General features: G+C 70.7%; 8 protein-coding genes. 1 reads left to right on the top strand and 7 read right to left on the bottom strand.

The window, feature by feature from the left end; genetic code table 11:
• From Q4D18_RS11935 to Q4D18_RS10945, 6 genes are all read right to left on the bottom strand, one after another.
• Positions 1 to 178 (bottom strand): NAD(P)-binding protein (locus tag Q4D18_RS11935; protein ID WP_368389645.1); only part of this gene is annotated, 178 nt, incomplete at its 3' end.
• Between the two features lie 46 nt (positions 179 to 224).
• Positions 225 to 809, bottom strand: coding sequence for a vitamin K epoxide reductase family protein (locus tag Q4D18_RS10965; RefSeq protein WP_303128325.1), 585 nt, complete (start codon positions 807 to 809; stop codon positions 225 to 227).
• A gap of 119 nt (positions 810 to 928) precedes the next feature.
• Entirely contained in the window at positions 929 to 1,678 is a 750-nt protein-coding gene (locus tag Q4D18_RS10960) for a thioredoxin domain-containing protein (RefSeq protein WP_303128323.1), read from the bottom strand.
• A gap of 47 nt (positions 1,679 to 1,725) precedes the next feature.
• Entirely contained in the window at positions 1,726 to 2,643 is a 918-nt protein-coding gene (locus Q4D18_RS10955) for a cation diffusion facilitator family transporter (RefSeq protein ID WP_303128322.1), read from the bottom strand.
• A gap of 77 nt (positions 2,644 to 2,720) precedes the next feature.
• Positions 2,721 to 3,467 carry a cation transporter gene (locus tag Q4D18_RS10950; protein WP_303128321.1) on the bottom strand — a complete coding sequence of 249 codons (747 nt, stop codon included), beginning with the start codon at positions 3,465 to 3,467 and terminating at the stop codon, positions 2,721 to 2,723.
• Positions 3,464 to 3,796, bottom strand: a complete 333-nt coding sequence (locus Q4D18_RS10945) for a helix-turn-helix transcriptional regulator (protein WP_303128320.1) — start codon at positions 3,794 to 3,796, stop codon at positions 3,464 to 3,466. Before Q4D18_RS10945 ends, Q4D18_RS10950 begins: the two co-directional genes overlap by 4 nt.
• A 177-nt stretch (positions 3,797 to 3,973) precedes the next feature.
• On the opposite strand from Q4D18_RS10945, the gene Q4D18_RS10940 reads away from it, so the two are divergent.
• Positions 3,974 to 4,723, top strand: a complete 750-nt coding sequence (locus Q4D18_RS10940; protein ID WP_065573244.1) for a cytochrome c biogenesis CcdA family protein — start codon at positions 3,974 to 3,976, stop codon at positions 4,721 to 4,723.
• 85 nt (positions 4,724 to 4,808) lie between these two features.
• Here Q4D18_RS10940 and Q4D18_RS10935 read toward each other — a convergent pair.
• Positions 4,809 to 5,128, bottom strand: a 320-nt coding sequence (locus Q4D18_RS10935; RefSeq protein ID WP_303128314.1) for a cadmium resistance transporter, incomplete at its 5' end; no start/stop codon positions are given.

The following is a 5,128-nucleotide window of genomic DNA, read 5'->3' as shown; positions in this document are numbered from 1 at the left end:
GTCGGTTGTGCCGGGCCGGGGTGAACAGGCGCAGTGAGTTCCAGCGGGACCGCCAACTGTGCCCGAGGGCCGGGGCGCGGTCCACGAGCAGCGGGTGCAGTCCGGCCCGGTTCAGGTAGTGGCCCATGACCAGGCCGGCTTGGCCGGCGCCGATCACCAGGACGTCCGCGTCGGCCATGGTCGGAGAGTTCCTCGCTGCTGGGGGGATGGTGGTGGCGGGGGACTTAGTAGCCGGTGAAGGCGGGGAGGAACTGGACGAAGACAGAACCGGTGACGGTGACGTAGGCGACGGCGATGAGGGTGCCAGCCCAGCCGGTGGCGAACCGGACCACCCCGGGCGGGGCGGGAATCACGCCGTGGGCGAGGTTGCGGGCGGTGAGCAACAGGAACAGCGGAATCATGGCCGCCCAGACGATCATGCAGTACAGGCACAGGATGTAGATCTCGTACAGGGCCTGGAACCACAGCCAGGCCACGAACACCATCCCCAGGGTGACCCCGGCCTGTAGCCCGACCCAGTACCAGCGGCCGGGCTTCGCCCCGGAGAGCACCATCATCGCGGTGGCCAGCACCACGGCGAAGGCCACGACGCCGATCAGCGGGTTCGGGAAGCCGAACAGCTCGGATTGCCAGGTGCCCATCACCCGCCCGCAGGACACCCACGGGTTGATGTCACAGCTGGTGGTGTGGCCGGGGTCCTCGTACAGGGCCAGGCGCTCGAGGACTAGGATCGCCGAGGCCGTCCAGCCCACCACCCCGGTGACCAGCAGGATGAGACCGAACGGGCAGTGCCGGGCAAGAGCCGGCATCCCCGCCTTCTCGGCGGCCGGTCCGGCGCCGGCCAGCGGCTCGGCGGGGCGGTCGGCGATGGTCGTCTGTGTGGTCACCGGGGAGTCGGCGTCGGGGGCAGGGGTGCTCATGGGGCGGCTCAGTTGCTTGCGGCCGCGTCGAGTTCGGCGCGGAACTGCTCGAGGGTGTTCAGGGTGAGTATCTTTCCGTCCAGGAAGAAGGTCGGGGTGCCCTGCACGCCCAAGGCGATCCCGTCGGCCACGTCGGCCTCGATGCGAGCCTGGGTGGCCGGGTCGGCCACCGCGGCATCGTAGGCGGCCAGGTCCAGGCCCAGGTCCTCGGCGTAGCCGCGGAACACCAGGCTGCGGTCCTCGGCGGTGTGGCTCCACTGCTCCTGGGTGTCGAACATCCGCTGGTACATCGCCTCGTACTCACCTTGCTGGGCGGCGGCCTCCACCGCGACGGCGGCGGTCATCGAGTTCGGGTGCCCGGGCAGCGGGAAGTAGCGGTGCACGACGGTCACCGTGTCGGCGTACTCGGCGCGCAGTTCCTCCACGACCGGGTAGGCGGCCTTGCAGCCCTCGCACTCGAAGTCCAGGAACTCCACCAGCACGGCCTGCTCGTTCGGGGCCTGGGACAGCACCCGGCTGTCCGGGCGCACCACCGGAGCGGCCTGCGAGGCCGCGGTCTGCTCGGCCCCGGAGGATGCGGTCTGCCCGGCTCCCTGGGGGCCGGGATCACGGGCGCCGTTGACGGCCACCGCCCCGACGATGAGCCCGGCGATCACCACGGCGACCAGCACGAGCCAGACAATGATCTTGGCCCGGTGCGAGGTGGTGCCCGGGGTGGACGGGCCGGAGGGGGTGGGGCTGCGGGTGGGTGTGCTCACAAGGGGGGTCCAATCTGGTGGTGGCGGGATTCGGAGGCAGTTACGGGTCAGGGGTGGTGGGTCTCGGTGTGGCGGTGGGTGGCCGGTTCGATCTGGAAGGTGGAGTGCTCGATGGCCACGTGGAAGTCCTCGGCCACGCAGCGCTGCAGATCGGCCAGCACGGTGCCCAGGTGCCGCGCGGTCAGGCAGTCATCGCGCACGGTGACGTGCGCGGAGAGCACGGGGGTGTCGGAGTCGATGCGCGAGGCGTGCAGGTCGTGCACCTCGACCACGTGCGGCAGCTGACCCAGCCGGGTGCGGACCGCTTCCAGGTCCAGGCCTCGCGGGGTGGTCTCCATGAGCACCTCGATGGTGTCGCGCAGCAGGATCAGGGACCGGGGCACGATCAGCGCGGCGATCAGCAAGGACACCACCGCATCGGCCCGACTCCAGCCGGTGGTGGCGATCACGATTGCCGAGACGATGACCGCGACCGAGCCCAGGGCGTCGTTGAGCACCTCCAGGAACGCGGCCTTCATGTTCAGGTTCTGCCCCCGGGCCGAGGCCAGGATCGCCAGCCCGATGAGGTTGCCGGCCAGCCCGATCACCCCGAACCAGAACATGGTGGTGGATTCGACCTCGGGCGGGGTCAGGAGCCGGCGCACGCCCTCCACGGCCACGAAGCCGCCCACGGCCAGCAGCACCGCCGCCTGCGCGGCGGCGGCGAGGATCTCGGCCCGCTGGTACCCCCAGGTGCGCTTGTCCGTGGCCGGTCTCAGCGCCAGGGACGCCGCGATCAGGGCGATCAGCAACCCGGCGGAGTCGGTGAACATGTGCCCGGCATCGGCCAGCAGCGCCAGGCTGCCCGAGGCCAGCGCGCCGATGACCTCGGCGACCATGATCGTGGCGGTGATGCCGAAGACCACGGCCAGCCGGCCCCGCCGGCCAACCGCCGGCAGGGCATGGGAATGATCGTGTCCGCTCACACCAACTTCTCTTCCACTCGATGGATCATCAGCACACCGCCCCCCAGCCCGTCGGGAGGCACCGGCGGCGGGCGGGCTCAGTGGGTGCAGCAGGCGCAATCCGGCCCGCACCCGCCACAGCCGTCGCCGTCCGTGCCGCCCTCGTCGTCCTGGTTCCCGGCGATCAGCACGGAGGCGGGGGTGCAGCAGGCATCCCCGCGCCAGGCCTCCAGGCCCTCCTTGAGGGCGACGGCGGCGATCACCAGGGCGGCGACCGGGTCGGCCCAGGACCAGCCCAGGGCGCTGTTCAATACCAACCCGATCAGCAGCACCGCCGAGAGGTAGCTGCAGATCAGGGTCTGCTTGGAATCGGCCACCGCCGAGGCCGAGCCCAGTTCCCGTCCGGTGCGGCGCTCGACCCAGGACAGGGCCGGCATGATCGCCAGGCTCACCGCCGCCAGCACGATCCCCACCGGGGAGTGCTCGGGTTCGGCGGCCCCGGCCAGGGTGCGCACCGCGTCGACGGTGATGAACGCGGCCAGGCCGAAGAAGGAGAACGCGATCAACCGCAGCGCCGCCTTCTCCCTCTGGCGCGGGTCCGGGGCGGCGAACTGCCAGGCCACCGCCGCCGCGGAGAGGACCTCCACGATCGAGTCCAGACCGAAGCCGATCAGCGCCGCGGAAGAGGCCACCGTCCCGGCGGCCAGGGCGATGACCGCCTCGATCACGTTGTAGGTGATGGTGCCGGCCACGATCCACCGGATCCGGCGGTGCAACACCGCCCGACGCTCGGCCGTGAGGGGCTTAGGTGTCAGCAGTCTGGGGCTCAGGGACAGGGTGCTCATGCGCAGGTGCACCCTCCGGCGGAGCAGCAGTCCGGGTCGATGGCCACGGTCAACTCCAGCAGCTCCCCCAGCGCCTGACCCAACCGGTCATCGGCCAGAGTGTACCAGACATGGCGACCCTCGGCGGTGGCGGTCACCAGCCCGCAACCGCGCAGACAGGCCAACTGGTTAGACATCACCTGCTTGGACACCCCCAGATCCTGAGCCAGCTGCGAGGGCCGAACCGGCCCGGCGCGCAGGGTCAACAGGATCCGGGTCCGGGTGTCATCCGCCAGGGCATGGCCCAGCCGGGACAACGCCGAGGTGTGCGTGAGGCTCGCGGTGCTCATACCCAGAACGGTACAGCATCTCGTGTATCTTTGTCGGGATGCCGCCCGGCCAACGGGCAGTCCCCGCGCCCGATCCCAGGAGGTCCCCGTCACCGTGCCCGCCCCCGTTGTCCCGCCGCCCGCACCGCCCCGGTCCCGCCCCGCCCCGCCGGCGGATGGCCCCGGACGGAGGGCGGTGTGAACATCGGGAACTACTTCGCCGAGACCGTGAACTCCGGGGCGCTGCTCATCGCCGCCCCGCTGGCGATGATCGCCGGGATCGTCTCGTTTTTGTCCCCGTGCATCCTGCCGCTGGTGCCCGGTTATCTGGGCTACGTCTCCGGACTGTCCAACCCCACCCACCCCGACAACCGCCGCCGGGTGCTGACCGGGGTCGGGCTGTTCATCCTCGGCTTCGCCGCGGTCTTCACCCTCTACGGGGCCGCCTTCGGCACCATCGGACACTGGCTGGTGCGCTGGCAGGACCCGATGATCCGCGTCCTGGGCGTGCTGGTGATCGTCATGGGCCTGGTCATGGTCGGCAAGTTCTCCCTTTTCCAGCGCACGCTCAAGCCCACCCTGGCACCGCGGACCGGGCTGGCCGGGGCCCCACTGCTCGGGGTGGTGTTCGGCCTGGGCTGGACCCCCTGTATGGGCCCGACCCTCAGCGCCGTGCTGGCGCTGAGCACCACCACCGGGGACCCCTGGCGCGGGGCCCTGCTGGGCTTCCTCTACTGCCTGGGGCTGGGCATCCCCTTCCTGCTGGCCGCGGCCGGCATCAACTGGGTCACCACCGCCCTGAGCTACATCCGCCGCAACATCCGGGTCTTCAACATCATCGGCGGCTGTCTGCTCGTGCTCGTGGGCGTCTTGATGGTCTCCGGGCTGTGGATGCTGTGGATGTACCAGCTGCAGAACCTGGCCGGCACCTTCACCACCCCCGTCTAGGACCGAACGCACCCCGCCGGCCCGGTGGCCGTGTGGCGTCCGGGTCGGCGGGGTGCGGGCCTTCCGTGGCCGAGGGCGAACGCGGTCAGAGGCCGAAGGCCCCGCCGCTGATGAGGATGAAGACACCCAGGCCGATCAGCACGATGGGGAACAGGATGTGCTCCCAGCGCTCCAACACCTCGGCGATCGGGCGGCGGGTGGCGACGAACTTGGCCAGGCCCACCAGCCCCGCGACCAGCACCAGGAACACGACACAGTACGCGACCACGGCCCCCGGGCCCACGCTGAGGAAGACCGGGACGTAGACGCCGATGTTGTCCCCGCCGTTGGCGAAGGTCACCCCGGCCACGGTCCACACGCCGACCTTCTTGCCGGCAACCTTGGCCTCGTCGTCATCGTCGTCAT

The sequence above is a fragment of the Micrococcus sp. genome, from assembly GCF_030523875.1.
Taxonomy (GTDB): Bacteria; Actinomycetota; Actinomycetes; order Actinomycetales; family Micrococcaceae; genus Micrococcus.
This window is presented reverse-complemented; position numbering and strand designations above follow the sequence as displayed.

Excerpts from the sequence above, each read along its gene's own strand:
- Q4D18_RS10965 (WP_303128325.1), bottom strand. The coding sequence starts at position 809 with ATGCCGGCTCTTGCCCGGCACTGCCCGTTCGGTCTCATCCTGCTGGTC.
- Q4D18_RS10950 (WP_303128321.1), bottom strand. The coding sequence starts at position 3,467 with ATGAGCACCCTGTCCCTGAGCCCCAGACTGCTGACACCTAAGCCCCTC.
- Q4D18_RS10945 (WP_303128320.1), bottom strand. The coding sequence starts at position 3,796 with ATGAGCACCGCGAGCCTCACGCACACCTCGGCGTTGTCCCGGCTGGGC.